Source organism: Actinoplanes sp. KI2, from assembly GCF_025630775.1.
GTDB lineage: Bacteria > Actinomycetota > Actinomycetes > Mycobacteriales > Micromonosporaceae > Actinoplanes.
The window spans coordinates 201542-227352 of sequence record NZ_JAOSZE010000007.1 but is presented as its reverse complement, the minus strand read 5'-3'; the positions used below and the strand labels follow the sequence as shown (position 1 = coordinate 227352).

The following is a 25811-nucleotide window of genomic DNA, read 5'->3' as shown; positions in this document are numbered from 1 at the left end:
GCGGCGCCGCACCTCCATCCCTCGATCAAGCCGCGCCTGACCGGCCTAGGACTGGCTCCGCCGATGGCCCGACGGCAGGAGGTGGCGCATGGCGCGGGCCATCAGGTCGTTGCGGTCGGACGCCGGCATCTTCTCCAAGCCGAACCCCAGATAGAGAGTGTCCGCGGTCGCGGTCGCGGCGCCGAGGTCGTACGCCTGCCGGCTGCGCATCCAGTTCACGGGGTTGTCCGGGGAGCCGGGCGGCGGCCCGCCGACCATCCAGCCACCCAGGTCCGACTCGAAGGATGTCCGGGTGACCGTCGCGCCGTCGACGTCGACCCGGACATCGTCGAGGAAGGCGCCGAAACCCTGCGAGAAGCCGTCCGACAGCTCGGAGATCGAGATCTCGACACGCTTGCCCGCGTACGCGGACAGGTCGGCGTCGAAGGTCTGCCAGCCGCCGCTGTCATCGGTCGCCGCGTTCCAGGTACCGGTGGTGCCCTTCGGCCCGCAGTCGGTGCCCCAGTAGTGCGCGAGGAACGGATGCGGTCCGAATCCGTCGAACTGGCAGTCGAAGCCGTTGTCGGTGGTGGTATGGCCGCCGGCGTCCGGCAGCGTCGTCCAGTTGTCGGTGCCGGCCTCGTGCGCCTCGACGAACGTGAAGTCGTCGCCCGCCGTGGAGCGCGAGAACTTGAACCGCAGGTGGGCATCGTGCGCCGCGGTAAGGTCGACGGTCCTCGTCAGTCGCTTGTAGAACGGCTTGCTCAACGCGGTGAGGCTGCTCTGGCCGTCGAAGAGGTACCAGTCGCCGTCGATCGGGTCGAGGGGACCCGGGGCGTCGCGTTTCCAGATCATCGGGGCCGTGCTGGTGAACTGCGGGAACTGGGCGACCGGCAGCTGACTCGAGGTGGTCATGAACGATGCCGTGTGCTGCTGCGCGCCCACCGGCGCGGTCAGGCCGGAGAAGACGCCGGACCGGCCGGTCACGCCCACGGCCTGGTGGCCACCGTCGTCGACGTAGATGCCCGCGCCGAGCCAGTACTGCCGGAAGTCGTCGCCCAGGTATTGGCAGGTCAGGTCGTCGAGGTCGAGACACTCGGTCGGCCCGTCCGGCTGGTAGAGGGCGTTGCTCTCGGCGTACGCCGCGTACTGGCCGGCGTAGAGCAGCTTGCCGCCCTCGTTCAGGTAATCGCGGACGGCCAGTTCGGTCTCGACCTCGGCCCGGGTGGTGGTGAAGTCCGGCTGGCCCGGCTTGCGCGGCATCACGTTGTCGCCGGTCTCCCAGACCACGGCGCGGTAGTGGGACAGCACGCCGAGCGCGTCCGGCGCCCGACCGCCGTGTGTGTCCATGTCGTAGACGTCGGCGCGGTAGCCCGCGTGCCGCAGGGCGTCGACGTGCTCGTCGGCGAACCGGGCCGAGGTGGCGCCGTCGGTGCTCGGCGGGTTGATGCCGGTGACGTCCTCGGTGGCCAGGACCAGCACGTCCCCGCCGATCCGGTCCGCGACGGTGTAGCCGAACGGCTCGCTCGCCTTGCCGCCGCGGGCCGTGAACCACACCCGTACCCTGTCCTTGGGCCGCTGCCCGACCACAGTGCCCCGCAGCTCGGCGAAGTACTTGTCACCGGTTCCGCCGTATCGCTCACCCCCGCGGAATTCGCAGACCGCGGCCGTACGCTCGGAACCGTTGTTGATCTTGTAATGCAACCGGACGTCGCGCAGGGACCGCTTGGCGATGACGGACACCTGCTGGCCGGCGCCGAAGGAGTCGGCGAACACACCCGGCACGAGGTCCCCGGTGCGGCGCCCGACCACCGAGACCGGGTCGGCCGGGTCCCCGGCCGATCGGGCGACCGACAGCGCGAACGGAACGTTCTTCTGGTACTCGGCCTGGATCAGCTTCTCGTCGTCGGGGAAGTCGAATTCGGTCCGGCAGTCGTCGGGCTCCCATTGGTCGTCCGGTTCGGACGCGGAGGCCGTCTGGCAGGTCGACATCTCGGCGGCGAAGCCGATCGTCCCGTACCGGGCCTGGGCATGCGTGTCCGTGTCGCCGTTGGTGGTGTACATCTGGGCCGATTGCATGGGCTGGTAACCGGGTACCGCCGAGTTCGCGTGATCCCCGGACAGCGCCATCGAGATCTGGTCGTCCGGGTTGACCGTCGAGACCTGCCAGCCGGAACCCCACAGCAGCAACTCGGCCGCCGAGTGGTAGTTGATCAGGAACCGGAAGCCGATGCGCCCGAGCAGCCCGTCCAGCGCTTTCGTCTCCGGCTCCGACTCGGGCGCGGGCCCACGGTAGGTGTCGTCATGCGGATCGTCGGAGGAGCCCTCGTTGTCGTAATTCCACTTCTCGGCGAAGTTGCGGTTCAGGTCGACGCCGTCCTCGGGGCCGAACACGCCGTCGCCGTTGTTGTCGCGCAGGTTCTTGCGGACGTAGCGGAACTCGTCGCCGGTGAACGTGATGTCGTAGCCGTCCGGGTTGGCGACCGGCATGAACCACAGCTCGGTGGTGCCCAGCAGCCTGGTGATCGCCGGATCGGCGCCGTACCCGTCCAGCACGTGGTGCATCAGCCGGCGCACCATCTCGGGGGTGATCCATTCTCGGGCGTGCTGGGCGCCGAAGTAGAGCACGGCCGGCCGGCGCCCGTCCGGCACGGTCCGCGCGCCGGCGGTGACCTTGACCGCCTGGATCGGCTGCCCGCGCAGCGAATACCCGATCGTCTCCAGCTTCGCCAGGTGCGGGAAGCGGGCCGCGGTGGTGGCCAGCTCCTCCCGGATACCGCCCGGCCCGCTGTACGGCCGGAAGACGCTCGGCGACTGCGCCGTCGCGCGCATCCGCTTGGTCGCGGGTTTGACCCGCAGCGGTACGCCGGCCGCCACCAGCCGCGCCGCCTGGTCGCGAGTGAGCACCAGCTCGACCGTGGTCTTGGCGCCGGCCGCCGGCCCGCGGCCGGCCTCCTGGAGGTCCACACCGCCGGCGCTCAGCCGCTGCCACTGGGCCCGGTCGAGCGTGCCCTGGTAGACGTCGAGACCCGGGCCTGCGGCCGGCGGCGCCGCCGGAGCCGGTGGCGGGCTCACGACGATCGACGTGGCGAGCACGAGGGCCGCACCGAATACGGTCCACTTTGGTCGTCGCACGAGTCTTCCCCCCGAAGGCTGTCGATGTCACCAGACATCAAACACCATCGAAACGGTGAGCCGAAGCAAACATTCCGCGGTGCGGAAGGCACGGTTGAGGGTCCGGTCGATGAGCGATACCGAGGACACCGGAGTTCACGCGATCGGAGGTGGTCATCATCAGGGGCGACGCCACGGTTTGCGTCGCCGGCAGCCTCCCGGACGGCACCGCCTATCAGTTCGCCACGCCGCGGCACTGGAACCGGGTGGTGCTTGTCGACCTCGACTTCGCGAGCGGCCGGCTCGACGCCCCGCCGACCGCGCTGCTGCTCGAACACGGCTACGCCGTCGGCGGCACAACCCGGCTCGTGACCGGCTGGGACCTTCGGCAGGCCATCGACAACCAGGCGGCCGCGCTCGACAGGTTCGAGGAAGCGTTCGGCCGGGCCCGCTGGGCGATCGCCTCGGGCAGCTCCATGGGAGGGTGCGTGTCGGCGGGCGTGGCCCAGGTGCACCCGGACCGGTTCGACGCAGTCGTACCAGGCGATCGTGCGCGACAAGGGCAACGAGCGCCTGCTTCGTCAGACCTACGTCGAGTCGGCCGGCCACTGCGACTTCACCCCGGGCGAGCAGGTGGCCGCCATCGGCACCATGGTCGACCGCCTGCGGACCGGCCGCTGGCCCGGCACCGGCTCCCGCGCCATGAACGCGCGGGCGGCCGCCGCCGACCCGGGCGGTGCGGCCGCCCGCTACCTCCCGTTCCGCCCACCCCGGTTCAACCGGCCGTTCTACGGCTGATCGCGGTGCCCGAGCCGCCGGCCGATGTCGGCGGCCGCCGCGAGCACCACCTCGATGACATCAGCGCGCTCATCGGCAGCGCCGCGGGGGCGTCCAGCCAGTGCTCGGCGAGCAGCGTGGTGAGCAGCCGCTGCGGCGAGGCACCGGCCTGCAAGCGCGGCAGCACCGAGCCCTCCAGCGCACGCCGCAGGACGAGAGCCTCGACGGACGAGGGCTCGGTGGTCATCCCGCCATTCTACGGCGCGGGCGTCGGCGCTCCTGCTGCTCGTCGTCCGCGCGCCAGGTCAAAGCCCGGTTGGGTTTCGGCACCCACGACGTTCGTCAACCGGCTCGCGTCCCGGGATGGGCGGCGAAGAACGTCCAGATCGTCGGTGTCGCCGTCAGCGCCGTGGACGGTGGGTCGAGGTGGAGAAGCCGTTGGAGCGCAGGGGCGGTTCGGCCGCCCGGCCACTGGTGGCCGGCGCCGGCGATCGTGATCAACTCTACCGCGCGGCCGCCGGGGCAGGTCGCCGTCGAGGTGGTGACCAGGCCGGCCGTCGTGCTGTGCGGAGTGCCGCAGTTGTCGGTCCTGCGCCAGGTGGCGATCAGCGACGGTATGGGCGGACCGTCGATCTTGGCGGGAAGGCGGGCGCCGGCGCCGGCGTTGTCGAGCCGTCCCGGGCCGCCGTCGTACGGGATGATCCCGTCGGCGGTGCCGTGGATGTGGATGATCGACAATGGCGCGGGGTGGGCACAATCGTTGATCATGGTGCCGGAGTCGGGGCCGATCGCGGCGAAGATCTTGGTGTCGCAGGCCAGCCGGTAGGCCATCATCGCGCCGTTGGAGATGCCGGTGGCAAAGATCCGGGACCGGTCGACCAGCGAGCCGAACGAGCCGGCCAGCCGGGTGATGAAGCCGACGTCGTCGACGTCGTCGCGGGCGGCCGCACCACAGCAGTCGGGGTCGACGTTCCAGGTATGTCCGACGCCGTCCGGGTAGGCGACCAGAAACTTGCCGGTGTCCGCCTCGGCGTCCCAGCCGTACGCGGCCTCGGCCTGCCGGCCGCTGCCGGCGGCGCCGTGCAGGACGACCACCAGCGGGGCCGCCCGGGTCACGCCGGCCGGACGGTAGAGCCGGTAGGTGCGCTGGTGATCGCCGACGGTCAGGGCGCCGGTGGACTGGCCTTCCGGCACGGAAACGGCTGGCCCGCCGGGGACGGGCAGACCCGACGACCCGGCCGGCGTGGCCGGGCCGCCCGTCGTGGTCGGCATGGTGCCGCGGCCCGGACGGCAGCCCGCGCAGCCGAGGAGGAGCAGGGTCACCAGGACAAGGACTCGAGCTCTCACCACGGCACTGTCTCCTCCGGACGTTCGGGCGAGGTAAAGAAATGGCCTGGGTCCGGTGCGGAGTTCTCACCGGGCCCAGGCCGGCGCGGCTATCTCGCGGGTTTGGTCAACTCGAGCAGTTCCCAGCCGCCCTCCGGACGAGCGTCCCTCGGGTCGGTACGCAGGTTCATCGGGTTGGCCATGCCCAGGTAGAGGCCCCCGGAGCCGTTCGGGATCATGTTGCGAACCCCGTAGTTGAGGTAGTTGCCAAGGCCCGTGGTGTTGATCGCCGTGGCCTCGGCGGCGCTGCTGGGGAACATCCACAGATCGCCGCCGAACCGCTGGGCGCGGACCGGCGCGCCCACCCAGCCGCCGGGATCGGAGAGGGCCTTCCGGGCGGCCGCGTTGACCGGCGCGCTCCTGCCGCCGGCGAGGACGCCCGTGAACAGGTAGCTCCAGTCCATGGTGCCGACGAAGAGCTTGTCGTCGACGACCGCCATGCGCCAGGTGTAGTTGTTGAAGATGTTGCCGAAGCCCGACTTTCCGTACCGCGGGGTGAAGTGTGTGGGCTTCTGCGACCAGGTCGAGGTCGCCGGGTCCCAGGCGGGCAGGGTCGATTCGCCGTACAGCAACTCGATCTTCTGGGTCGGCAGGCCCAGATCCTTGCCCCGCCAGATGCTGATGGCCCGCTGGGTGTTGAGCCGCTGGGCCTTGGCTGCGGCGTCGTCGGCCGGCGGGTAGATGCCGGCGGAAACGATGCTGGCCTTCATCGGGACGTGCATGGTGCCCCAGTAGACATAGCCGTCGTATGCCGCGAGTCCGCCGCCGCCGTAGGTCGCCGCGGTCACCCGGTCGGGCTCGTACATCGCGGCGTTCCACACCTGTTTCCAGCCGGCGGCGTCCTCGGGGTTGAGGCCGGGCGCGCCGTCGGACAGCCGCGGGCTGAGCCACAACCCGGCCAGCAGTTGTGGGGCGTTCGGCTTGCTGGTCGGCCAGGTCGTGGCGGCGATCTGATCGCCGTACAGGACGAGGTCGGCGGCCTGCACGGGCAGGGTCGCGACGGTGACGAAGCGGAACGGGTTGCCGGTGTCCCCGGTCCAGCGCAGCACACCGCCGCCGCCCGTGCCGTTGTGCCCGGTGCCTACGCCGAGATAGAGAGCGTCCCGGGCGACCAGGAACGTACGAATGTTGCTGTAGTCCGGGAAGGTGACGGAGCCGAGGTATTTCTTCGTGGTCGCGTCGAAGGCGAACATGTTCAGGGTGTCCTCGAGCGCCGGTCCGCCGAGCAGGACGACGTTGCCGAACGTTCCGGCGGCGCGCAGGCCCACGGTGTGCGCCAGGCGCGCCGCGTCGTCGGGCGACGTCGCCGCGATCTCGGCGGACCTGTTCACCGACGTGCGCGTGACGGTGTCGTAGGTCCACACCTGCGGAGCGCGCATGTCACCGATGTCGGCGGGGATCGCCGGGTCGTTCCGGACCGCCTGGCTGTCGCCGTACTCGCAGGTCCAGTCGCGGTTGGCGACCGGCTTCAGGTAGCCGAGGGTGTAGCCGCTGACCAGGCAGTGCACGTTCGCCCCGGTGCCGAACCACACCGTCGTGCCGGCTTGGGTGAGACCCCAGACGTACGCCTGATTGACCTTGGCCTGCCCGGACCTGCACGGCGGGCCGGCGGGATAGGGCTGTCCAACGCCGTTGAAGCACTCGTCGGGCTGGGCCTTGGCCAGCCTGGTGAACCTGTACTGCGACCGGCCCACGTGGTGACCCGGCGAGGCCTCGGCCGGCACGGTCGCGGCGCCCCCGGTGACCACCAGGACGGCGATCGCGGCCACCACCCGGCGCGCGACGATGGTGATCGGCGTATGCACGGAACGGATTTCCTCTCGGTCGAACGCGAACGCGAGCCGGCGGCGCCTGGCGCCGCCGGCTCGATCGGGGTGGGTCACGCCGGGGATCGGTTCAGTTTGATGAGTTCCCAGCCGCCCTCGGGCACCGCGTCGGTCGGGTCCGTGCGAAGGTTCATCGGGTTGGCCATGCCCAGGTAGAGCCCGTCACCGTCGGCGACCATGTTGCGGATGCCGTAGTTGAGGTAGTTCCCGAACCCGGTGGTGTTGACCGCCACCGCCCTGTCGGTCGCGGACGGGAACATCCACAGGTCGGCGCCCCATCCGGCCGGGTCGGTGGGCGCCGCCGTGGCGCTGAGGTCGTGGACGATGTAGCTCCAGTCCATGGTGGCGACATAGAGCCGGTCCCCCGCGACCACCATCCGCCAGGTGTAGTTGTTGAACGGGTTGCCGAAGCCGGACATGCCGTACAGCGCGGTCCAGCCGGTGGGCACGCCGGACCAGGCGGACGTGGCCGGGTTGTAGGCGGGCAGCACGGACTCGCCGTACAGCAATTCGATCTTCTGGTTCGGGGTACCCAGATCCTTGCCGCGCCAGATGCTCGCGGTCCGCTGGCTGAACTTGATCTGCGCCTTCTTGGCGTCGTCGGTGCTCTGCGGGTACGTGTTCTGGTGCGCGATGGTGGACTTCAGCGGCACGTGCATCGTGCCCCAGTACAGGTAGCCGCCGTAGGAGGCCACCCCGCCCAACCCGTAGGTCAGCTTTATCAGCGGGTCGGTCTCGTACTGGCCGACGTTGAAGACCTGGGTCCAGCTCCCGGCCGATGAGCTGTCCAGCGGCAATGGCGGGCTGATCCAGACCGAGGCCAGCTGGGAGTCGCTGGTGGCCTTGGCGGCGGACCAGGTGGTCGCGGCGATCCGGCCGTCGTGGTAGGCGAGGTCCGCGGCCTGCGCGGGCAGGGTGGCGACCTTCTGGAAGGCGAACGGCCGGCTGACGTTGCCGGTCCAGCGCAGCACGGCGCCACTGGTCGAGCCGTTGGGGCCGATCCCGACGCCGAGGTAGAGGCTGCCGGCGGCGACCAGGAAGGTCCGGGCGTTGCCGTACTCGACGAGCGTACGGGAGCCCAGGAAGCGCTTGCTGACCGCGTCGAACGCGAAAACGTTGAGGAAGCTGCTCACCGCCGGCCCGGCGAACAGGACGACGCCGTCGAAATTGCCGGCCGCACGCAGACCGAGCGTGTCGCGCAGCCGCAGGGCGTCGACGCGGGATCCGGCGCTGATCTCCGCCGACTTGTTCACCAGCGTCTTGGCAGCGCCGTCGTAGAGCCACACCTGCGGGGCGCGGATGTCGCCGAGCGCCGGCACGAGATTCTCGTGCGTCTTGGCCGCCTGGCTTTCGCCGTACTCGCAGGTGTAGTCGTCGTTGACCACCGGCGTGACCGCGCCCAGGCTGGAGCCGCTGGTCAGGCACATGGTGTTCGCACCGGTGCCGAACCAGACGTCATCGTTGACCTTGGTCATGCCCCAGACGTACGCCTGGTTGACCTTGGGCTTGCCGGTCGTGCACGGCGGCCCGGCGGGGTACGGCTGGCCGATGCCGTTGAAGCACTCGTCGGGCTGCGCCTTGCCGATCAGCTCGGACGAATATTCGGGGTTGGTCGGTCCGGCGCCGACCGGGGTGATGGCGGCGACGCCCAGCACCAGCGCGGTCGCGATTCCGGCCAGCGCGTTCATGCCACCACCGCCATCGACGAGGTGGTACGCACTCGACCGGCCACCGACGCGGCCCAGGCGGCCGGGTCGGCGAAGCCGAGGAACTCGCCCAGCGTGGTCAGCTCACCGATCGGGTCGGCGACCAGTTGTTCGTACGCCATCCGGTGCAGCTGGGCCGGCGGGTGGTCGGCCAGCGCCTGGTCGGCCTGGCTGCTCATGAACGCGCACAGGCCCAGGAAGAGCCTCTGGTCGTCACCGCGCCGGCGCAGGGTCTCGGCGGTGAGCCGGCCGGGCAGGAATTCCGCGAGCTCGGCCGGGACGTCGTCGCCGGGGTCGGCCGTGAGCGGATCCACGCCGTACCGGGCCATGGCCTCGAGCCGTAACTGCACGATCTGGAACGACGAGTGTCTGCTCATCGATTTCGCGGTGGCCGCCCAGTCCCGGGTCAGATAGACGAACTTTGCGGTGGGAAAGTTCTCGAGCAGCGACGTGGTGATCTGGCTCGAGCCGCCGGACCGCTCGACCCAGCGCTGCTTGCCGGTCTTCTCCGCGAGCAGATCGAGGAAGGCCCGGTGGTGGGCGCCGACGCGCTGGGCCGGAAAGCGCTTGACCGGTTCGGCGAGCGAGTCGAACAGCGCGTCGGGATCCTCGGTGAGCGCGGGCAGGGTGACCGCGAGGATGCGCGGCAGGCTTGCCAGGTCAGCGGCGAACCGGCCGTGTGCCGGGTAGCGGATCTCCTTGGGTGGTGCGCCGATCCGGAACAGGACCGAGAGCTCCTCCTTGGGCTCACTGAGCACGTTCCAGAACTCGTGCCCGGTGATCAGCTCGGTGCTGCGGTTCCACGGCGCCAAGGACATGAAGTATTCCTGCGCCGAGCAGGTTTGCGGTTCCTCGACGATCAGGTCGGACAGCAGCGTGGAGCCGCTGCGCCCGTTGCTGATGATGATGGCTCTTTCCATATGCGTAATCCCCCCGGGGCGATCAGTGAACGTAGGCGACGAGCCAGGCCAGGACCTCGGCCCGGACCTGGTCAGGAGCGTCGATCAGCAGGGTGTGCCCGAAACCCGCGACGACGACGTGCCGGGACAAAGGCAGTAGCCGTTCGGTTTCGGCCGCGAGCTCTTGCACGGCCGAATCCCCGCCGTAGAGGCAGAGCACCGGGCAGTCGATGGCCGCGATGGCCGCCGGGTCGCTCAGGACACTGTTCGGCAGTTCCACACCGACGCTGGTCTCGGCCAGCAGCGCGGACGCGGTGCGGACCCGATGGGCCATCAGCGGCCGGCTGGTCAGCACCGCGTCGACGTCGGCGAGGGTCTCCGCGGCCCGCGCCAGCCGCCGGGCCATCCGGCCGAACCAGGCGGCGGTCGGTGGCGCGGACTCGATCGTGACGAGGCCGGCCACCCGCGCCGGATGCCGCGCCGCGTACGAGAAGGCCACCGTGCCGCCGAACGAGTTCCCGAACAGGTGGACCGGACCGTCCACCTTCCAGTGCTCGGCGAGCAACGCGTCCAGGTCGTCGACGAAGTGGTCCAGGCTGTAGCCGGTCGGCGGGCGCTCGCTGTGCCCGTGGCCGCGCAGGTCGTACAGCAGCACCCGCAGCCCGGCCTGCGCCAGCGGGTGGGCCAGCGTGAGGAACCAGCTCGCCATGCTGTCCGAGGTCATGCCGTGGATGAGCACGGCCGTGCCGATCGGGTCGCCGATCGGCGCGACCTCCTGCACGTGGAGGTCGACGCCGTTCGCGTGGACGATGGTCATGAGGCAGCCGGCGCCTTGGCGAGCGAATCGGAAATGTATTCGACGAGCTGGCCGACGGTCAGCTCACCGACCGAGGCGACGTCGAAGGTGGACACGAACAGCGCGAAGTTGACCGAGTTGCCGTAGCGGGCCTGCAGGCGCCCGGCCAGCGACACCACGTCGAGGCTTTCCATGCCGAGGTCGTCGCGGAACGTCGTATCCATAGTGATCTCGGCGTCGGGGCCGAAGTCGCCCAGCACGTCGCGGAGCATGGCGTCGACATCGGCAAGAACATCGGTCTGGTCCGAAGGCATGGTGTGCTCCTTATTTCTCTGCGGGGCTGGTCCAGGCCACGACATAGCGCCGCGGCGGAAGGTCGGGCGGATTTTCGATCTCCTGGTAGGCGACCGGGAAGGTACGGTCGTCGACGGTCACCGTGCCCTGGTCGAGAGACACCTCGAAGCGGCGCGGCGATCCGCCGAGGCCCGTGCCGAGAGCTTTGCCGACGGCTTCCTTCGCCGCCCAGATCCGGGCGAACCGGCGGTCGCGGTCCGTTCCGAGCTGCGCGATCTCCGCTTCGCTCAGGGCGTACCGGAGCGTGCTGTCGTCGCGGGGCGCGATCTCGACGATGTCGATGCCCACCTCGGCGCCCGCCGGTCCGGAGATCGCCACCGCGACCTCCTCGGTGTGTGCCAGCGACAGCGCGCTGTCGACCAGGCCGCGGCCGGGCCGCAACTCCACGAACGGCTGCCCCGACGGCAGGTTGCGGATGGTGAGCTCGACCGGGAAGACGTCGGTGTGTCCGGCATCCCACTGACGGAACCGGACGGCGTCCTTGGCGGCGATCCGGCCCAGCATCCACGGTTTCTTCTTGGCGGCCGCCATTCGGTCGTACTCGATCGCGGCGTCGGCGCCCAGGATGCTCCGCACGGCCATCCCCCGGGTGACCAGGTCGGTCCAGGCGTCGAAGACCACCGCCCAGCCCTCCGGCCGGCGCTGCGACATGGGGTACCGCTCGGGGAATCGCTCGCAGGCCTTCGCGATCGGGTGGCTGTCGAACCGCCGGTCCGTCGCGCCGTCGATCTGCGCCCAGACCCGGCCGCCGATCGAGAGCTGGGCATCCGCGACCAGCTCGGTGTCGGTGATCGTGCGGATCCGCACCAGGCAGTCGAACGCGGTGCCCGGCGCGGGCTGCGGCCCGTAGAACGTGACGTGCCCGATCCCCACCGGCAGCGCCACCGTCCGGAACGGCTGGGTGACGGGGAGCCAGTTGCCGATGAGCTGCAACGCGTTGTCGAGGAGCCCGCCCGGTGGCACGGGGGTGGTCACCTCGCCGCGTACGTGCATGTTCCCGAGCGCGTACACGGCGGTGACGCCCTGGAACTGCGGGCCGTGGAACATCAGGCGCTCGGCGTACATCTGCTCGGCACTGATCGAGGGCGGGAACTCCGTCGCGGGGTCCTGGCTCCAGGCCGGCTCCGGCGGTTCCGGATAGCTGGTGCCCACCTCGATCACGGACCGGGCGTACCCGCCCAGCGCCACCGACAGCAGGTTCGAGGCCACCCGCTTGACCGTCACGTCCACCCGCTGCGGCGGCGCCGCCTTCAGCCAGCGGTTGAACTTCGCCTCGCGTACGCCGATCGCCTTCCACCCCGGCACGGCTTGTTCGGCGGCGTCCATCATGAACTGCACCATGGTGGTCGCCGGCACCACGGGCCAGCGGTCCTCGACCCGCGGCCAGTCGTCCGGCTGCGCGAAGAAGCAGTGGTCCAGCAGGTACGGCATGTCCTCGATGGACACGTTCATCGAGGTCCGCAACAGCACCTCGTTGTCGGCCGCGGTCAGGTGCCTCGGTGCCGGCGGCCGGCTCGGTGCCGCGGCCGCATTCATTACGGTGACCGCGTCGTGTGCCGTCTCCTGAAGCAGGGCCACAAGTTCCTTGGCCGCGCTGGAGGTGCTCGCCATGCGGTTGAGCGCCGTCAGTGCGGCGGCCTGCGGAGCAGGGTCAGCAGCGGAAACCGCGGCCGGCGCCGGCGCCGGCGGCCGTCCGGGAGCGGGCGTGGCCGAGATGCCCAGCAGGTCGGCCGCGCCCGGACCGAGCTTGACCAGCGCCCCGCTCAGATCCAGCCGCACGGACGGCCCCTTGCGCGCGGCCGGCCCGGCCACCAGGCGCTCCGGCACGACCCTGGGGGTGGCCGCCGCCGGGGCCGGGTCGAGCGCATGCAGGTCCGGTTCCCCGCCGTCCACCCACAGCGCGGTGGCGACCCGCCGGAGCTGGTCCATGCCGCTGCGGCGGGAGACGTTCACCGGCATCGCGAGATGATCCTTGCCGCGCAGGTTGTCGTCGATCAGAGTGGCCAGCTGCCCGGGCCCGACCTGGAGGAAGACCCGGATCCCGGCGTCGTACATGGCGTTGACGGTCTGCCGGAACCGGACCGGCTCGATCATGTGCCGGATGAAGAGCTGGTTGACCTCGTCGGGGTCGGTCGGGAAGGGTGCGGCGAGCGTGCCGGACCAGACCGGCACCTCGGTGGGCCGCGGCTCCCAGCGACCCAGCGCCGCGCCGATCGCCTGCAGTCCCTCGGCGAAGACCGGCGTGTGGAACGCCGACCGGAACGGCAGCAGCTGGCACAGCACGTTGTCCGCGCGCAGGTCGTCGACCAGGCGCTGGACCTGCTCACGGGGACCGTTGACGACGCACTGGGTGGGCGCGTTGTCGTGCGTGAACAGGACGCCCGGATAGCCGGCCAGCAGCGGCGTCACCGTCTCGGCCGGGGCGCTGATCGCGGCGAACGCGTACCCGGAGATCTCCACCTTGTTCGCGTCGAAGACGCTCAGGAACGCGTCCACGCCCGCAACGCTCATCTGTCCGGTGATCACGGCTGCGGTCCACTCGCCGATGCTGTGCCCAGCGACCGCGTCGGGCCGCACGTTCATCCGGCGCAGCGCCCCGTCCAGCAGCCGGCCGACCTCGAGCAGACCGGTGCCGTGCCGGCCCAGGTCCTCGGCCGCGAACTCCCGGTACGGCAGCCCGAAATGGCCGGCGACATCGGCCGTACGCGGGGCGAACTCGGCCTCGACCCCCGGATAGACGAAGGCGAGCCGGCCGCCGCCGGCGCCGAGCAGCGGCCGCGGGGTGAACCAGATGTCCCGGCCACCGCGCCACGCCGCCCCCCGCGCGACCATCCGCCGCGCCGCAGCGATCCGCTGGTCGGTCGGGTCGACCATGCCGAGCCGGGTGCGGCCGCCGGCCACCTCGCCGGCCAGTTCCAGCCCTCGCACCACGGCGTCCGGACGGTCCAGCAGGTCGCCCAGCTCCGCCGGTGAGTCGGCGGAGAGCCACACCACCCGGTCGGGCTCGGCGACCGTGACCGATCCGGCGGCGACGTGCTGCTCGATCACGACGTGCGCGTTGACCCCGCCGAAGCCGAACGCGTTGACACCGGCGCGCCGCGGACCCGTACCCGGCCAAGGTTTCGCCGCCGCGATCGGCGTGAAGCGGGTCCTCGCCATCTCCGCGCGCGGCTCATCGCAGTTCACCGTGGGTGGCAGCACGCCGTGATACACCGCCAGGGCGGCCTTGATCAGTCCGGCGATGCCGGCCGCCGGCATGGCGTGCCCGATCATCGACTTGACCGAGCCGATGACCGGCCGCTCGCCGTCGCCGGGGCCCCCGAACACCTCGGCCAGCGTGGTGAGCTCGGCCGCGTCACCCGTCGGGGTGCCGGTACCGTGCGCCTCCAGCAGGCCCAGCGCGTCACTGGCCGTCGGGTCCAGCCCGGCCATCTCCCACGCGCGGCGGATCGCCAGCGCCTGCCCGGAACTGGCCGGGTTGAACATGCTGGCCGACCGGCCGTCGCTCGAGGTGCCGCTGCCGCGGATGACGGCGTACACCCGGTCGCCGGCGCGCTCGGCGTCCGCCAGGCGCTTCAGCACCACGAACCCGGTGCCCTCGCCGACCAGCATGCCGTCGGCGCCGGCGTCGAACGGGCGGATGTCGCCCGTGCGGCTTAGCGCCTGCAGCTGGTTGAAGACCGACCAAAAGCTGATGTCGTGTACGTGGTGGGTGCCGCCGGCCAGGACCGCGTCGAGCCGGCCGCTGGACAGCTCGGTCATGCCCTGGTCGACCGCCAGCAGCGAGGAGGCGCAGGCCGCGTCGATCGTGTACGCGGGGCCGCGCAGGTTGAGCCGGTTCGCCACCCGGGAGGCGGCGAGGTTCGGCACCACGCCGATCGCGCCCTCCGGCTGCTGCTTGCCGAGCTGCTGGTCGAACCGGTCCCGGACCAGGTCGAGCCGCTCCTCGTCGAGGTCCGGGAGCAGTTCCCGGAGGATGCTGATGACCTGGTTGTTCACCCGGACCCGCTGGGAGTACCGAATCGCGCCGGGGCTGATCAGGCCGCCCCGGCCGAGGATCACGCCGATCCGGTCGGCGTCGGGCATCCTCTCGGGGCCACCGGCGTCGGTGATGGCGGCCGAGGCGACCTCGAGCGAAATCAACTGATCGGGCTCGATGTCGGTGACCGAGTTGGGCATGATCCCGAACTTCAGCGGCTCGAACGCCGCCTCGTCGAGGAACCCGCCGCGCCGGCAGTAGAACCGGTCGGGGCGGTGCGCGTTCTCCGGGTCGTAGAAGAGCTCGTCGAACCGGTCCGGCGGGACGTCGGTGATGCAGCCCTTGCCGGCGACCACGTTCCGCCAGTACTGGTCGAGATCGGCCGAGCCCGGGAAGAGGGCCGCCATCCCGACGATCGCGATCTGTTCCATACCGGCTACCAGGCCGACGCGGTCAGGACGACCGAGGTCATCGCGGGGTCACCCCAGGCGAGCTCGCGGAGCAGGCTCAGGGCACCCTCCTCGGGGTCGATGAGGCCTATGCCGCGCCGGGCGTACTCGGCGGTGAGCTCCGGCGTGACCATGCCGCCGTGCCGGCCCGACGGAGCCCACGGTCCCCAGTGCACGGTGACGGCGCGCCGGCCGGTCTCCTTCGACCAGCGGGCGGCCATGGTGCTCAGCGCGTCGTTGGCCGCGGCGTAGTCACTCTGCCCCCGGTTCCCGTACACCGCCGCGATCGACCCGAACAGCACCACGAACCGCGGCTGCGCGCCGGAGGCGTCGAGGGCGTCCAGCACCGACCGGGCGCCGTCGACCTTCGTGCGGAACACCCGCTCGAACGACGCCGGGTCCTTGTCGGCGACCAGCCGGTCCTCGATGACACCGGCCGCGTAGACAAGTCCGTCGATGTGGCCGTACTCGTCGTGGATCCGCTTCATCAGCCGGTGAGTCGCCTCGCCGTCGCGCACGTCGAGGGCGTGGTAGCGGACCTGGGCTCCGAGCTCCTCGAGCTCGGCGATGGTCGCGCTGACCTCGCGGGCGGCGAGCACCGCGGACGCGGCGCGGTCGATCTCGGCCGGCGCACGCATACCGCGCCGGGCCAGGGCCGCGCGCAGTGCTGCCTTGTCGGCCGCGGCGGCCAGTTCCGGGTCCTCGTCGACCTGCGGCAGCGGGGTACGCCCGACCAGCTCCACCCGGCAGCGGGCGCCACCGGCGACAGTGCGGCCGAACCAGGGGGTGATGCCTCGCGCCCCGCCGATCAGCACCACCACCGAGTCGGGGTCCAGGCCGATCGCCTGCGTCTCGGCGGCGCCCTCGCCGGCCGGGCCCGCGCCACCGTCGGCCAGCGCGCCCAGTCCGGAAGCGAGGAACTGCTCGGTCATCCGGTCGCCGGTGAGCCGGTGCACGACCGGCGCCGGCAATCCGTCCTGGAGCTCCTCGACCAGGCCCTCGGCCAGACCGTCCGGGCTCGCCTCGACATAGCGGGTGATCACGTCCGGGTACTCGCGGGCCAGCGTGCGGAACAGGCCGGGCAGGCCGTCGGTGCGCACACCGCCGCCCTGGGGGCCGGCCGCGAGGAGCCACTTCGGGCCGGCCGCCAGGGCGTTCTTCAGGAAGCCGAACGCGTCGGGAAGCACAGGCGCGGCACCGTCGGTCAGGCCGTCCAGCACGACAACGCCGTCGTAGCCGGCCGGGTCCGCCGTCAGATCGGCGGACACGCCGGTCGCGCCGGCCTCGGCGAGCAGCTCGGCGAGCCGCGCGCCGGCGCCGGCCCCGCCGGTGATCAGGAACTTCGCGCCGGCGAGCGACGGCGCGGTGCCGGTGGCCGGGGTGGGTTCGAGAACGGAGACCAGGCGTTGCGGAGCGACGCCGGGATTCGCGGCCAACGGCGGGGCAGTCGCCGAGACCGCGTTGACCGCCGGGACCGCGTTGACCGCCGGGACCGCGTTGACCGCCGGGACCGCGTTGACCGCCGGGACCGCCGCGTGCGCCGCCACCGGTTCGCCGTTGATCCGGGAGTCCAGCCAGGACACCATGGCGCGGACGGTCCGGGCCTTGACCAGCTCCTCCAGCTCCGACTCGTCACCCTCGACGGACAGCCCCAACCGGTTGGCGACCTCACCGGCCACCTCGGCCCGCTTGATCGAGTCGACGCTCAGGTCCGCCTCCAGGTCGAGGTCGAGCTCGATCAACTCCTCCGGATAGCCCGTCCGCTCGCTGATCACCGCGAGCACGGACCCCTGCACGTCCAGGCCGCCGGCCGGGACCGGCCCGGCCGGGACGGGCGCGACCGGCGCCGGCCCGGCCGGCGCCGCTGCGGGTGCGGCGGCGAGCGGCATGGTGATCCGGGAGTCCAGCCAGGACACCATGGCGCGGACGGTCCGGGCCTTGACCAGCTCCTCCAGCTCGGACTCGTCACCCTCGACGGACAGCCCCAACCGGTTGGCGACCTCACCGGCCACCTCGGCCCGCTTGATCGAGTCGACGCTCAGGTCCGCCTCCAGGTCGAGGTCGAGCTCGATCAACTCCTCCGGATAGCCCGTCCGCTCGCTGATCACCGCGAGCACCGATCCCTGCACGTCCAGGCCGCCGGCCGGGACCGGCCCGGCCGGGACGGGCGCGACCGGCGCCGGCCCGGCCGGCGCCGCTGCGGGGACGGCCACGGCGGCGGCCGGCATCAGCGCGGGAGCCGGCGACACCGGGGCGAGCGGCACGACAGCGACGTGCGCCGGGGCGGCGTCCAGCCGAGCCTGCCGCTGATATTGGACGGGCGCCGGGGCGGCGTCCAGCCGGGCCTGCCGCTGATACTGCACGGGCGCCGCCTCGGCGGGCTGCCACTCCACCCGGCCATCGGCCGGCACGTCGACACCGAGGTACGCCAGCAGCACGTCGCGCTGGCTCGCGATCAGATCGCGGCTGGTCCGCAGAAACTCGCTGACCACGTCCTCCCGGCCGTCGCGTCCCGGCTCGGACCTCCGGCCCTGGGCTGCGGTCATCGTCAATACCTCCACTCGACGGGGCGGGGTCATGCCACCGGGCAGCGGTTCCCCGTTACGGTCTCGGATCAGCTGGCCGTCGACCGTCCAGATGGGACGGGCGGCGGCCTCGGCCGGGGTGACCGGCGCGACGCCGCGGCCGGCGAAGAGCCAGCCGGTCTGCACCGGTACCCCGGCGCAGGCCAGTTCGGCGGTGGCCGACAGCAGGCCGCGCAGGCCCTGGCCGGGGCGGCCGTCGACGGTGACGACCTGGTGTGGACGCTCGCCCAACACGTCCGTCACGAGCCTGCCGAGGACCTGGCCGGGCCCGGCCTCGACGAAGATGCGGGCGCCGGCGGCATACATCGCCTCGATCTGCTCGACGAAGCGGACCGGCGAGCCGATCTGGCCGGCCAGCCCGTCGCGTACCGCGTCCGCGGACGCCGCATAGGGCTGCGCGCTTGCGTTGGACCAGACCGGGATCAGCGGGGCGTCGACGGCCTGGCCGGCGAGCACCGACGCGAACGCGGCCGCGCCGTCGGCCACCACCGGGCTGTGGAAGGCGGCCGCGACCGGGATGGGCCGGGCGGTGAGCCCGTCCGCCTTGAGCGCGGCGACAGCCTGGCCGACGGCCTCGGTCGGACCGGAGATGACCACCTGGGTCGGCGAATTGTGGTTGGCGAGGACCACCCGGTCGGCCAGCCCGGCCGAGGCGAGCACCGCGGAGATCCGCTCGGTGGTGCCGGAGACCGCGGCCATCGTGCCGGGGTCGTCGCCGGCCGCGTCGAGGATCGCCGCCGCCCGGTGCCTGCTCAGCTCCAGCAGGGTTGCCGGGTCGAAGGCCCCGGCCGTGCACAGCGCGACCAGTTCGCCGTAGCTGTGGCCGCCGGCCATGTCCGGCCGCACACCGAGCCGGCGCAGTACGTGATCCACGGCCAGCCCGCCGACGCCGAGCACCGGCTGGGCGACCCGGGTGTCGCGGATCCGGTCGGCCTGCTCCTGTGCGGTCGCCTCATCGAACGCGGTCGGCGGGAAGAGCAGGTCGGCCCATTCGCGGCCGAGATCGAGATAATGCCGCAGCTCCGGGAACGCAACGAACAGGTCGGACAGGGCGCCCGGCCGCTGGCTGCCCTGGCCGGGGAAGAGGAACGCCACCTTGCCGGGGCCCTCGGCCGGCGTCTGCTGCGGCTGGACCAGTCCCCGGCGCGGGTCGTGCTCGCCCGCCAGCGCCCGTTGCAGCAGGGCGAGCAGGTCGTCGACGTCCTCGGCGACGATCGCGATGCGCACCGGACCGGTGCGTGGGTCCGAGTCGCGGGCGGCCGCGGCAGCGAGATCGCGCAGCCGCACCGAGGAGGGCAGCGAGCCCACCTTGTCGATCAGCTTCTGCACGCCGCGGCGGGCCGCGTCGATGCTTGCGCCGCGGAAGCAGAAGAGCTCGACCGGCCACTGCTGGCGAGAGTGCTGCGGATCGGCCGTGGGTGCGTGCGCACCCAGCACCGCGTGGAAGTTGGTGCCACCGAAGCCGAACGCGCTGACGCCGGCCAGCCGCTCCTGCGCCGGGGCGGCCCACGGGCGCGGCTCGGTGTGGAACGCGAACGGGCTGGTCTGCGGGTTCCACGCCGGGTTCGGCCGGGTCAGGTTGATCGTCGGCGGGCGGACGCCGGTGTGCAGGGCGAGCGCTGTCTTGATCACACCGGCCATGCCCGCGGCGCACTTGGTGTGGCCGATCTGCGACTTGACCGAACCGAGCACCGCGGCGCCGGGCCGGGCGCCCGACTCGATGAACATCGTGGTCAGCGTCTCGAGCTCGGTGCGGTCACCGACCACGGTGCCGGTGCCGTGCGCCTCGACCAGGCCGACCTGGCTCGGCGACACACCCGCCCCGGCGTACGCCTTGTCCATGGCCCGGCGCTGGCCCTCCGGGCGCGGCGCGGTCAGGCCCAGCGCCCGCCCGTCGCTCGCCCCGCCGAGGCCCTTGATCACCGCGTAGACCCGGTCGCCGTCGCGTTCGGCGTCGGCGAGCCGCTTGAGGACGACGGCCGCGACCCCCTCGCCGAGCGCGATGCCGTCGCCGGTGCTGTCGAACGTGCGACATCGCCCGGTTGGCGAGAGTGCGTGCGCCGAGGTGAACATCAGGTAGTCGTTGATGCCGTTGTGCAGGTCGGCGCCGCCGCAGATCATCAGGTCGCTGCCGCCCCCGATCAGCTCCTTGCAGGCGGCATCCATCGCGGCCAGCGAGGAGGCGCAGGCCGCGTCCACGGTGTAGTTGGGGCCGCCCAGGTCCAGCCGGTTCGCCACCCGGCCGGCGACCACGTTGACCAGCAGGCCGGGGAACGTGTCCTCGGTGACCCGCGGGAGCAGCTCGTCCAGCTCCTCAGGTACCTCGCCGACGTAGCCGGGCAGCATGGTGCGCAGCGTCTGGGCCTGGCTCATGTCGCTGCCGGCCTCGGCGCCGAAGACCACGCCGGTCCGGCCGTGGTCGAAGCCGGAGTCGTACGGATACCCCGCGTCGAGCAGCGCCCGGTGGGAGATCTCCAGCGCCAGCAGCTGGGTGGGATCGATGCTGGCCAGCGCCGACGGCGGGATCCCGAACTTGATGGCGTCGAACGGCACCGGGTCGATGAAGCCGCCCCACTTGGAGACCGCGACCCGGCCGACCTGCCCGGGCCCGACCTCGGGCGCGTAGTAGATCTGCGCGTCCCACCGCTCGGGCGGCACCTCGCGGACGACGTCGGCACCGCTCAGCACGGTGTTCCAAAAGCTCGGCAGATCCGGCGAGCCGGGAAAGACGCAGGCCATGCCGACGATCGCGATGTCCAGCGGTGTCGCGGGCTCGACGATCTCGGCTTCCGGGCCGAGCCCGAGTCCGGTACGGGCTGCGGCGACCCGCTCGGCGTGCAGGTCGGCGGCCGCGCCGGACACCTGGGCGTGCAGGTCGGCGACCGTGGTGGCGCGGTGCCGCAGCACGGCGACCTGGCCGGCCATGAAGAGGCCCTCGGCGGCCTGGGTGGCGGCGTCCACCCGGACCAGCGCGTCGCCGTCGCGGCGCAGGCCCTTGCTGGCGATCCGCAGCCGGCCGACGTTGAGCATCTCGAGCTGCTCCCACACGACCCGGTTGTCCACGCCGGCGCCCTCGAGCGATTCGCGCAGCCCGTGGAAGTCGTCGACGAAGGCCGAGGACAGACAGCGGGTGGCGTGCCCGGGCGCCGTCTCGAGCAGCGCGGTGCGAGTGGCCTCGATGGCCTGCCGCTGGAACAACGGCTGGACCGCGCCGTGCGTCACCGCTTCGGCGGTGAACAGGTACGCCGTGCCCATCAACACGCCGATCCTGGCGCCACGGCGGGTGAGCGGACCGGCCATCGCGGCGACCATCGCGGCGGAACGCTCGTCGTGAATCCCACCGGCGAAGAAGATCTGCAACTCGGCGGCGCTGCCGGCGGGCTTGCCGTCGAGAAACTCCGCGAGTACGGCGAGTTGCGCCTCCCAGAGCGGGAAGCTGGCGCGCGGGCCGACGTGGCCGCCGCACTCCGCGCCCTCGAAGACGAACTTGCGCGAGCCCGCCTGCAGGAACTGGCGCAGCAGCCCGGGCGACGGAACATGCAGGAAGGAACTGATCCCGTCCGCCTCCAGGCCCTTGGCCTGGGCCGGCCGGCCGCCCGCGATGATCGCCACCTGCGGTTTGATCTCGCGGATGATCTCGATCTGCGCCGCCCGCAGCGCCTCGGGGGCGAAGCCCAGCACGCCGACGCCCCACGGCCGGTCGCCGAGCGCGGCCCGGGCCTCGGTCAGCATCCGGCGGGTCTGCTCCGCATCGGCCAGCGCGAGCGCGATGAACGGCAGACCGCCCGCGTCGGCCACCGCACCGGCGAAGGCGGCCTCGTCGCTGACCCGGGTCATCGGGCCCTGCGCGATCGGCAACCGCACGCCGAGCGCCTGCGCCAGCGGCGCACCGGCCCGCAGGACGTCCCCGGCCTCGGGGTGTTCCAACGCGTCCACGATGGACTCTCTGATGCCACGCACCGCCGCGGCGGTGTCGGCCCAGCGGTCGGCGAAGTCACGAGCGAGCCAACCGTCCTGGCCGATCGGCAGCAGCGTCTCGCCACGGCGCAGGCCCCGGAGGGCACCCTCGGAGACCACCTCGGTGCCGTCCATCCGGCGCAGCAGCGCGGCAACGTCGTCGGACACTGTGGATTCCGGCATCAGCGCGAGTTGCGTGTCGAGCAGCACGCCCGCCGCCCCACCGACGACCGAGGCCGCCGACGTACGCGCACCGACGCCGCCGGCCACCCACACCGGCGCGTCCACTTCGGACACCAGTTGTTGCATCAGGATGAACGCGCTCAGTTCGCTGACCCGGCCACCCGACTCCATGCCACGTGCGATTAGTCCGGCAGCGCCGGCCGCGACAGCCGCGCGGCCCTCGGTGAGACTCGTCACCTCGACGAGGACTTCGTAGCGTTCGGCCGTTTCGGGGATCGGCCAGGGACTGTCGGCGGCGAGCACGACGACGGTTACCGCGTCGCCGCCGCTGCGGGTCAGGTCGGCCGGGGTCACGGCGCACTCCGCCGTGATCCGCACGGCCAGCCCGGACGCGTGCCGGGCGATCTGCGCGAGCCCACGCAGCGACCAGGTGTCGCCGGTGGCCAGGTCCAATACGGGAAGTGCACCGGCCCGCGCGGCCGTCGTGAGGACATGCGGGCTGGCGTCCAGGCCTACGCCGCCGGTGACGGCGAGGACGAGTCGGTTCGGGTTCACGACAGTACTCATTGGACTCCCGGTTCGTTGGCGGACGCGCTGGGGGTCGCGTGTGTGGCAGTGTGAGTTTTCGTAACATCCGAGTGCGTGGAGAGCTCCGGCTAGGAAGCTAGCGACGACTCATTACGTGAGGGTTACACCATGTCGATCGAAAAGGTGCAGAACTTTCCGTCGATGACCCTCCCCCCGGATGCATCTACTGGCGTCGTATCGATGGACGTCAGAATCTCCGGGCCCACTGTTGCGCATCGATGCAAGCTCGCGCCGAGTGGCGCCGCTCCACCCCGGCTCGCCGGGGCCGACCTCGTCCGTCGCCTTCCGAAATCTGGAAGAGCACCCTCGGGTACGCGGTGGCTGCGGTCACGCTGTGTCGATGAGCGAATTCGTGCGAAACCAGTGGTACGTGGCGGCTTACGGCCGGGAGATCGGCCGGGACCTGTTCAGCCGGACCGTCTGCGGCGAGTCCATCCTGTTCTGGCGGACCGAGGCCGGCGACGTCGCAGCGATGAGCGACCGCTGCGTGCACCGGCGGTTCCCGCTCTCCCAGGCGCCCAGCCACCTGGTCGGTGACACCGTGGTCTGCGGCTACCACGGCTTCACCTACGACCGGGGCGGCACCTGCGTGGCGGTGCCGGGCCAGACCCGGATCCCGCGTACCGCCAGGCTCACCTCCTACCCGGTGACCGAGCTGGACGGCTTCGTCTGGGTCTTCATCGGCGACCCGGCCAACGCCGACGCCGCCCACCTCCCCCGGGCGCCGTGGCTCGACCTGCCGGGCTGGACGACGGTTTCCGGGATGGAACCGCTGGCTGCCCGGCACGGCCTGCTGGTCGACAACCTGCTCGACCTGTCCCACGAGACCTACCTGCACGGCGGCTACATCGGCACGCCCGAGGTCGCCGAGACGCCGATCGTCACCCGGGTCGACGAGGACGCCGGGATCGTCCACGTCTCCCGGCACATGGCCGATGCCGCCTGCCCGCCCTTCTACGCCAAAAGCACCGGCATCACCGGCCGGATCACTCGCTGGCAGGACATCGAGTTCACGCCGCCCTGCCTCTACCTGCTGCACAGCCGGATCGCGCCGGTCGGGGTGCTGCCGGGCGCGGACGGCACCGACCCCGATGCGTTTCACGTCGAAGTGGTCTACGCGCTCACTCCGGAGACCGAGCACTCGACGCACGACTTCTGGGCGGTGGCCCGCGATTTCGCCCTCGACGACCAGGGCGTGTCCGACTTCCTGGCGGAGAACAATCGGACCGTCGTGCTTCAGGACGTCGCCGCGCTGAATGTTCTCGAACAGGTCATCGCCGCTGAGTCGGACGGATACCAGGAACTGTCGATCAACATCGACACCGGCGGCCTCGCCGCCCGCCGGATGATCGCCAAACTCCGATGACCACCCGCAGAGTGCTGCAGGTCGACTGGGTGCCGGGCTCCGATCGGCTGCGCGGGCGCTGCCACTGCGGTGCCGAATCGGTCGCCGACGACCCGGTCGCGATGTGGCAATGGCTGCTGGCCCACCCCCACCATCCCGCCGCGGTGGGCGAGGCCGGGAAGTGAAGCGGCTCGCCATCAGCCGACGCGAGGCGGCCGCCGACGGCGTCGTGGTCCTGGAGCTGCGCGACCCGTCGGGCTCCGACCTGCCGGCCTGGACACCCGGCGCGCACATCGACCTGGTGCCGGCCGCGGGTATCGTGCGGCAGTACTCGCTCTGCGGCGACCCCGCCGACCGCACGGTCTGGCGCATCGCCGTGCTCCGCGAGCCGGACGGCCGGGGAGGTTCGCTGGCGGTGCACGACCGGCTCCGCGAGAGCGACCTCGTCGAGGTGGGCGGCCCGCGCAACCACTTCCCGCTCGTGCCGGCCGCCCGCTACCTGTTCATCGCGGGTGGCATCGGCATCACCCCGCTGCTGCCCATGATGGATGCCGCCGCGGCGGCCGGCGCGCGCTGGCGGCTGCACTACGGCGGCCGCAGCCGAGACTCGATGGCCTTCCGGTCCGAGCTGTGCTCCGCGTACGGCGACCGGGTGTGGATTCATCCGCAGGACGAGACCGGCCTGCTCGACCTCGACGCGATCCTCGCCGGCGAGCCCCCGGACACACCTGTCTACTGTTGCGGGCCGGAACCGCTGCTGACCGCGATCGAGCAACGCAGTGCCGGCCGCCCGCTGCATCTGGAGCGCTTCGCCGCGAAGGAGCAGGGCGCACCGGCCCGTGCCGACTCCTTCGAGGTGGAGCTGGCCCGCAGCGGCCGCACCCTGACCGTGCCTCCCGGCAAGTCGATCCTGCGGGTCGTCGAGGAGGCCGGCATCGAGGTCCTCTGGTCGTGCACGGAGGGCACCTGCGGCACCTGTGAGACCGCCGTGCTCGGCGGGGCGGTCGACCATCGGGACAGCCTGCTCACCGCGCAGGAGCGGGCGGCGAACGACACGATGTTCGTCTGCGTGTCCCGCGCGGCCGGTCCACGCCTGATCCTGGACCTATGACAGCCAGAGGCGAAACCGGGCCGGTGCTGCGGCGGGCCACCCAGCTGCTGACGGCGTTCACCCCGGACCGGCCCGGGCTCACGCTGAGCCAGCTGGCCCGCCGGGCCGGGCTGCCCCTGACGACCACCCATCGCCTCGCGGGCGAGTTGGTTCATTGCGGCCTGCTGGAACGCGACAGCGACGGCGTTTACCGGGTGGGTCTGCGGCTCTGGGAAATCGCCTCGCTGGCGCCACGCGGTCTCGGCCTGCGCGAGCGGGCCCTGCCGTACATGGAGGATCTGTTCGCGGTCACCAGGGAGAACGTGCAGCTTGCGGTACGCGAGGGGATCGAGTCGGTGTACGTGGAACGACTCGCCGGGCGGCACGCCGTCCCGGTGCTGACCAGGGTGGGCGGCCGCTTCCCGCTGTACCCCACCGGCGTCGGCCGGGTGCTGCTCGCCCACGCGCCGGCCGACGTCCAGGAAGCCGTGCTCGCCGGGCCCCTCACCCGGTTCACTCCGCTGACCGTCGTCGACGCGCAAGCGCTGCGCAAGATCCTCGCCGACGTCCGGACGCACGGCTTCGCCGTGAACGACCGCCAGGTGACCATGGACTCGCTTTCCGTGGCCGCCCCGATCCGGGCCGCCGACGGCAGCGTGGTGGCCGCCGTGTCGATCGTCGTGACGTCCGGCTCGGCGCTGCCCGCCGCGCTGGCCCCGGCCGTACGTGCCACGGCCCATGGCATCACCAGAGCGCTACGATCCGGATTGGCCGATGACCCGCTCGTGGAGGAATAGG

Annotated in this window: 15 protein-coding genes; 5 read left to right on the top strand and 10 right to left on the bottom strand. The window is 71.8% G+C overall.

Annotated features, from left to right (window positions below; translation table 11 throughout):
* Positions 1-45: 45 nt before the first annotated feature.
* Positions 46-3114 (bottom strand): M14 family metallopeptidase, encoded by a 3069-nt coding sequence (locus ODJ79_RS09690; protein ID WP_263023013.1) that lies wholly within the window; start codon positions 3112-3114, stop codon positions 46-48.
* Positions 3115-3642: 528 nt separating this feature from the next.
* On the opposite strand from ODJ79_RS09690, the gene ODJ79_RS09685 reads away from it, so the two are divergent.
* Positions 3643-3891 carry a hypothetical protein gene (locus tag ODJ79_RS09685; RefSeq protein ID WP_263023012.1) on the top strand — a complete coding sequence of 83 codons (249 nt, stop codon included), beginning with the start codon at positions 3643-3645 and terminating at the stop codon, positions 3889-3891.
* Here ODJ79_RS09685 and ODJ79_RS09680 read toward each other — a convergent pair.
* The 9 genes from ODJ79_RS09680 to ODJ79_RS09640 form a co-directional block, all read right to left on the bottom strand.
* Entirely contained in the window at positions 3869-4117 is a 249-nt protein-coding gene (locus ODJ79_RS09680) for a hypothetical protein (RefSeq protein WP_263023011.1), read from the bottom strand. The two genes, ODJ79_RS09685 and ODJ79_RS09680, sit on opposite strands and share 23 nt — an antisense overlap.
* Before the next feature lie 95 nt (positions 4118-4212).
* Positions 4213-5217 (bottom strand): alpha/beta hydrolase family esterase, encoded by a 1005-nt coding sequence (locus ODJ79_RS09675; protein WP_263023010.1) that lies wholly within the window; start codon positions 5215-5217, stop codon positions 4213-4215.
* Between the two features lie 89 nt (positions 5218-5306).
* On the bottom strand, positions 5307-7061 hold the full coding sequence (locus ODJ79_RS09670) for a hypothetical protein (RefSeq protein WP_263023009.1): 1755 nt from the start codon (positions 7059-7061) through the stop codon (positions 5307-5309).
* A gap of 74 nt (positions 7062-7135) precedes the next feature.
* Positions 7136-8770, bottom strand: coding sequence for a hypothetical protein (locus ODJ79_RS09665; protein ID WP_263023008.1), 1635 nt, complete (start codon positions 8768-8770; stop codon positions 7136-7138).
* Positions 8767-9708 carry a sulfotransferase gene (locus ODJ79_RS09660; RefSeq protein WP_263023007.1) on the bottom strand — a complete coding sequence of 314 codons (942 nt, stop codon included), beginning with the start codon at positions 9706-9708 and terminating at the stop codon, positions 8767-8769. Before ODJ79_RS09660 ends, ODJ79_RS09665 begins: the two co-directional genes overlap by 4 nt.
* A gap of 22 nt (positions 9709-9730) precedes the next feature.
* Entirely contained in the window at positions 9731-10504 is a 774-nt protein-coding gene (locus tag ODJ79_RS09655) for an alpha/beta fold hydrolase (protein WP_263023006.1), read from the bottom strand.
* Positions 10501-10797: an acyl carrier protein gene (locus tag ODJ79_RS09650; RefSeq protein ID WP_263023005.1), complete on the bottom strand. Its 297-nt coding sequence runs from the start codon at positions 10795-10797 to the stop codon at positions 10501-10503. The genes ODJ79_RS09655 and ODJ79_RS09650 overlap by 4 nt, the downstream gene beginning before the upstream one ends.
* A gap of 10 nt (positions 10798-10807) precedes the next feature.
* Entirely contained in the window at positions 10808-15247 is a 4440-nt protein-coding gene (locus ODJ79_RS09645) for a beta-ketoacyl synthase N-terminal-like domain-containing protein (protein WP_263023004.1), read from the bottom strand.
* Positions 15248-15252: 5 nt separating this feature from the next.
* A complete protein-coding gene (locus ODJ79_RS09640) occupies positions 15253-22557 on the bottom strand; it encodes a type I polyketide synthase (protein WP_263023003.1) in 7305 nt (2434 codons plus the stop codon).
* Positions 22558-22918: 361 nt separating this feature from the next.
* Here ODJ79_RS09640 and ODJ79_RS09635 point away from each other — a divergent pair, with 361 nt between their 5' ends.
* From ODJ79_RS09635 to ODJ79_RS09620, 4 genes are read left to right on the top strand one after another with little or no spacing between them, the layout of a single operon-like run.
* On the top strand, positions 22919-23944 hold the full coding sequence (locus ODJ79_RS09635) for an aromatic ring-hydroxylating dioxygenase subunit alpha (RefSeq protein ID WP_263023002.1): 1026 nt from the start codon (positions 22919-22921) through the stop codon (positions 23942-23944).
* Positions 23941-24108, top strand: a complete 168-nt coding sequence (locus ODJ79_RS09630) for a hypothetical protein (protein WP_263023001.1) — start codon at positions 23941-23943, stop codon at positions 24106-24108. The genes ODJ79_RS09635 and ODJ79_RS09630 overlap by 4 nt, the downstream gene beginning before the upstream one ends.
* Entirely contained in the window at positions 24105-25034 is a 930-nt protein-coding gene (locus ODJ79_RS09625; RefSeq protein ID WP_263023000.1) for a PDR/VanB family oxidoreductase, read from the top strand. Before ODJ79_RS09630 ends, ODJ79_RS09625 begins: the two co-directional genes overlap by 4 nt.
* On the top strand, positions 25031-25810 hold the full coding sequence (locus tag ODJ79_RS09620; protein WP_263022999.1) for an IclR family transcriptional regulator: 780 nt from the start codon (positions 25031-25033) through the stop codon (positions 25808-25810). The genes ODJ79_RS09625 and ODJ79_RS09620 overlap by 4 nt, the downstream gene beginning before the upstream one ends.
* The last annotated feature ends 1 nt before the right edge of the window (position 25811 follow it).

Excerpts from the sequence above, each read along its gene's own strand:
- ODJ79_RS09680 (WP_263023011.1), bottom strand. The coding sequence starts at position 4,117 with ATGACCACCGAGCCCTCGTCCGTCGAGGCTCTCGTCCTGCGGCGTGCG.
- ODJ79_RS09665 (WP_263023008.1), bottom strand. The coding sequence starts at position 8,770 with ATGAACGCGCTGGCCGGAATCGCGACCGCGCTGGTGCTGGGCGTCGCC.
- ODJ79_RS09660 (WP_263023007.1), bottom strand. The coding sequence starts at position 9,708 with ATGGAAAGAGCCATCATCATCAGCAACGGGCGCAGCGGCTCCACGCTG.
- ODJ79_RS09655 (WP_263023006.1), bottom strand. The coding sequence starts at position 10,504 with ATGACCATCGTCCACGCGAACGGCGTCGACCTCCACGTGCAGGAGGTC.
- ODJ79_RS09650 (WP_263023005.1), bottom strand. The coding sequence starts at position 10,797 with ATGCCTTCGGACCAGACCGATGTTCTTGCCGATGTCGACGCCATGCTC.
- ODJ79_RS09645 (WP_263023004.1), bottom strand. The coding sequence starts at position 15,247 with ATGGAACAGATCGCGATCGTCGGGATGGCGGCCCTCTTCCCGGGCTCG.
- ODJ79_RS09640 (WP_263023003.1), bottom strand. The coding sequence starts at position 22,557 with ATGAGTACTGTCGTGAACCCGAACCGACTCGTCCTCGCCGTCACCGGC.
- ODJ79_RS09635 (WP_263023002.1), top strand. The coding sequence starts at position 22,919 with ATGAGCGAATTCGTGCGAAACCAGTGGTACGTGGCGGCTTACGGCCGG.
- ODJ79_RS09630 (WP_263023001.1), top strand. The coding sequence starts at position 23,941 with ATGACCACCCGCAGAGTGCTGCAGGTCGACTGGGTGCCGGGCTCCGAT.
- ODJ79_RS09620 (WP_263022999.1), top strand. The coding sequence starts at position 25,031 with ATGACAGCCAGAGGCGAAACCGGGCCGGTGCTGCGGCGGGCCACCCAG.